The organism is uncultured Leptotrichia sp. (assembly GCF_938036635.1).
Lineage (GTDB): Bacteria > Fusobacteriota > Fusobacteriia > Fusobacteriales > Leptotrichiaceae > Leptotrichia > Leptotrichia hongkongensis.
This window is the reverse complement of the sequence record NZ_CALHQO010000111.1, coordinates 1-2,778: the sequence shown is the minus strand read 5'-3', so window position 1 is coordinate 2,778 and position 2,778 is coordinate 1. Positions and strand designations below refer to the sequence as shown.

General features: G+C 29.8%; 3 protein-coding genes and 1 pseudogene. All 4 read left to right on the top strand.

Going from position 1 to position 2,778, the window contains the following annotated elements; all coding sequences use genetic code 11:
- Nucleotides 1-526 (top strand): annotated as a pseudogene (locus Q0370_RS02030) (DEAD/DEAH box helicase family protein); the annotation flags it as partial.
- A gap of 327 nt (nucleotides 527-853) precedes the next feature.
- Nucleotides 854-1,756 (top strand): UTP--glucose-1-phosphate uridylyltransferase GalU, encoded by a 903-nt coding sequence (gene galU, locus Q0370_RS02025; protein ID WP_299571418.1) that lies wholly within the window; start codon nucleotides 854-856, stop codon nucleotides 1,754-1,756.
- Between the two features lie 128 nt (nucleotides 1,757-1,884).
- Nucleotides 1,885-2,235 carry a dihydroneopterin aldolase gene (gene folB, locus Q0370_RS02020; RefSeq protein WP_299571416.1) on the top strand — a complete coding sequence of 117 codons (351 nt, stop codon included), beginning with the start codon at nucleotides 1,885-1,887 and terminating at the stop codon, nucleotides 2,233-2,235.
- Between the two features lie 29 nt (nucleotides 2,236-2,264).
- Complete coding sequence (gene folK, locus Q0370_RS02015; protein WP_299571413.1) at nucleotides 2,265-2,753, top strand: 2-amino-4-hydroxy-6-hydroxymethyldihydropteridine diphosphokinase; 489 nt, start codon at nucleotides 2,265-2,267, stop codon at nucleotides 2,751-2,753.
- The last annotated feature ends 25 nt before the right edge of the window (nucleotides 2,754-2,778 follow it).

The window sequence follows — 2,778 nt, the reverse complement described above, 5'->3', positions numbered from 1 at the left end:
TAATACGGAAATCAAACTCAGACCACACCAAAGAAATGCCATTGCAAGAAGCCTTTATGGAGGAAATACCCTGCTTGCCCATGTGGTAGGAAGCGGAAAGACTTTTGAGATGGTCGCTTCCGCAATGGAAAGTAAAAGGCTTGGAATGTGCAGTAAATCACTCTTTGTTGTGCCGAATCACCTAACAGGACAGATTGGCAGAGAGTTTATGCAGCTTTATCCGTCGGCAAATATTATGGTCGCAGATAAGAAAGACTTTGAGCCGAAAAACAGAAAAAGATTTATCGGCAAAATTGCAACAGGCGAATATGATGCGGTTGTAATCGGGCATACGCAATTTGAAAAAATCCCGATGTCAAAAGAATACCAAGAGAAGCATATTCAGGATCAGATTGATGAAATCATAAACTATGTAGAGGAATACAAGCATGACAGAAATCAGAACTTTACGGTAAAGCAGCTTGAAAAAACAAAGAAAAAACTTGAAACAAGGCTTGAGAAATTAAACGATGATTTTAAGAAAGAGTTTTATAAAAAATTCAATGATTACAAAGATTTCTTTACAAAAATTGATACAAAAAATCTTGGAAAAACTCCATTGCCAGATAAAGAAATAGTACGTTTCTACGTACAATTTCCAGATGAAAAAAGTATCATTATAATTGGAAAATATGAATATAATTTAAAGACAAAAGAACGTCAATTAGTAGCTAATTTAAAAGCAAAAGATTATTTTGAAAAATTAAATTTATTCCAGCCATTGGCAGTAAAAGTTACATATTCTGATGATGGGCATATATTTTAATAAAAAAAATGATAAAAGTAATGTTGAAAAATATTTAGGAGGAAAATTATGAGTATAAAAAAGGTAAGAAAAGCTGTTATACCTGCAGCAGGACTTGGAACTAGAGTTTTACCAGCAACCAAAGCACAGCCTAAAGAAATGCTTGTAATAGTTGACAAACCTGCATTACAGTATCTTGTAGAAGAACTTGTATCTGCTGGGATTGAAGAAATTCTTATTATTACTGGAAGAAATAAGGGATCAATAGAAAATCATTTTGATTATTCTTATGAACTGGAAAAAACATTAGAAGAAAAAGGGAAAAAAGATTTATTGAAAATAGTAAACAATATTTCTGAAATGTCAAATATTTATTATGTTCGTCAGAAAAGACCATTAGGGTTAGGACATGCAATAAGCTGTGCAGAAGCATTTGTGGGAGATGAGCCATTTGTTGTACTTTTAGGAGATGATATTATTTATACAGATAGTGAAAAGTGGCAGAAACCCGTTACAAAACAGCTTGTAGATAAGTATAATGAATTACAAGGCGGTACAATTTTAGGAGTACAGGAAGTTCCACATGAAAATGTCTCAAAATATGGGATAATAAAGCCATTAAAGCAAATTGATGAAAAAACAGTGGCAGTAGAAGACTTTATTGAAAAGCCGTCAGTTACTGAAGCTCCGAGTAATCTTGCTGCATTAGGACGATATGTTCTGGAACCTGAAATTTTCTCATATTTAAAAGAGACAAAACCTGGAAAAGGTGGAGAAATTCAGTTGACAGATGCAATTTTGGCAATGAAAAATAATGGAGAAAAATTGTATGCGTATAATTTTGATGGATTAAGATACGATACTGGAGATAAATTTGGAATGTTTGTTGCAAATGTCGAATTTGGATTAAGACACGAGGAATTGAAGGATAAAGTAAAAGATTACTTGAAAGATTTAGTAGAAAAACTATAATTTTTTATATTAAGAGCATAAGTTTAATAGCGTTATGCTCTTTTATTTTTGAATGAATGCTATTTATTTTTAAGATTTTATATGTTAAAATATACACAAATTTTAAATCGAAAATGAGGTAGATTCAATTGTATAAAATAAAGATTAATAACATGAAATTTCATTCATATATAGGCGTTTATGAAGAAGAAAAAAAAATTGGTCAAAACATTGAAATTGATTTAATCATTTCACTTTCAAAGGAAATCATTAAAAATGATGACATAAATAGTACATTGAGTTATGGAGATTGTTATAGAAAAATAGAGAAAATTGTTAAAGCAAGCAGAGTAGATTTGCTGGAAACATTGGCTTTGGATATTATAAAAGAGATAAAAAAAATGAATGAAAAAATTGAATATGTGCAAGTAAATATACGAAAATTAGCAGTTCCGATTAATGGAATTTTTGACAGTGTCGAAATTCAGATAAAAGATTAGGTAGGAACTAGGAAAGGGATAAAATAAAAATGGCTAGAAACAAAGTTTATTTAAGTTTGGGCAGTAATATTGGAAAAAGAGAAGAATATATTCAAAAAGCTATTAAAGCAATTGAAAAAACTGAAGGAATTAGAGTATTGAAAAAATCAGGATTATATGAAACAACTCCTGTTGGATATTTAGAGCAGGATTTGTTTTTAAATGCAGTAATTAAGATTGAAACTGATTTTTCAGCAAGAGAAATCTTAAAAATCATAAATAAAATTGAAGATGAACTAGATAGAAAAAGGGAAATTAGATGGGGGCCAAGAACGATTGACATTGATATTTTGACTTTTTCAGACAAAAAAATTAACGAACCTGATTTGATTGTTCCACATAAGGAAATGCTGAATAGATTATTTGTACTAGTTCCATTAATTGAAATTTACGATGGAGAATATTTTAAAAAAGAAGAAATTGTACAAAAAATAAACGATTTAGTTAAAGTAGGAAATCAAAAAATCGAAAAAATTTGAAAAACCAATAATTATAAAATTAACA

Bases quoted from the DNA above. Each gene is read 5' to 3' on its own strand.
- galU (WP_299571418.1), top strand. From the start codon at position 854: ATGAGTATAAAAAAGGTAAGAAAAGCTGTTATACCTGCAGCAGGACTT.
- folK (WP_299571413.1), top strand. From the start codon at position 2,265: ATGGCTAGAAACAAAGTTTATTTAAGTTTGGGCAGTAATATTGGAAAA.